Here is a 444-nt window from a genome sequence, read left to right on the forward strand (position 1 = left end):
GGGTTCGGCGGCGCCGTTGTTCTGTGTGCATCCGGTGTCGGGGATTTCCTGGTCGTATGCGGGTTTGGCCGCTTACCTCGATCCGGACCGGCCCATTTATGGTTTGCAAACGCCGGTGCTGGCCACCGCCGAGGCGGTGATGCCGGGCTCGATCGAGGAGTGGGCGGCCCGGTATGTCGAGCTGATCCGGTCGGTGCAACCGGAGGGTCCGTACCATCTGCTGGGGTGGTCCTTCGGTGGTGTCCTCGCGCACGAGATGGCGGTGCAGCTGCAACGTGAGGGCGAAACCGTGGCGTTGTTGGCGGTGATGGACAGTTACATGGCCGACCCGCCCGGCACGCCGACCAGCGACGCCGGTCAGGTGCCGGTGGCCGAGTTGATCGGTGGGCTGCTCGGTGAGGCGGCCGGGGATCTGGGCAACGTCGCCGAACTGGATTGGGCGGC

The 444-nt window shown here is 67.3% G+C and carries 1 protein-coding gene; it reads left to right on the forward strand.

Going from position 1 to position 444, the window contains the following annotated elements; all coding sequences use genetic code 11:
* Positions 1-444, forward strand: a 444-nt coding sequence (locus ON34_RS28645) for a thioesterase domain-containing protein (RefSeq protein WP_040785376.1), incomplete at both ends; no start/stop codon positions are given.

Source organism: Nocardia pneumoniae NBRC 100136 (genome assembly GCF_000308755.1).
GTDB lineage: Bacteria > Actinomycetota > Actinomycetes > Mycobacteriales > Mycobacteriaceae > Nocardia > Nocardia pneumoniae.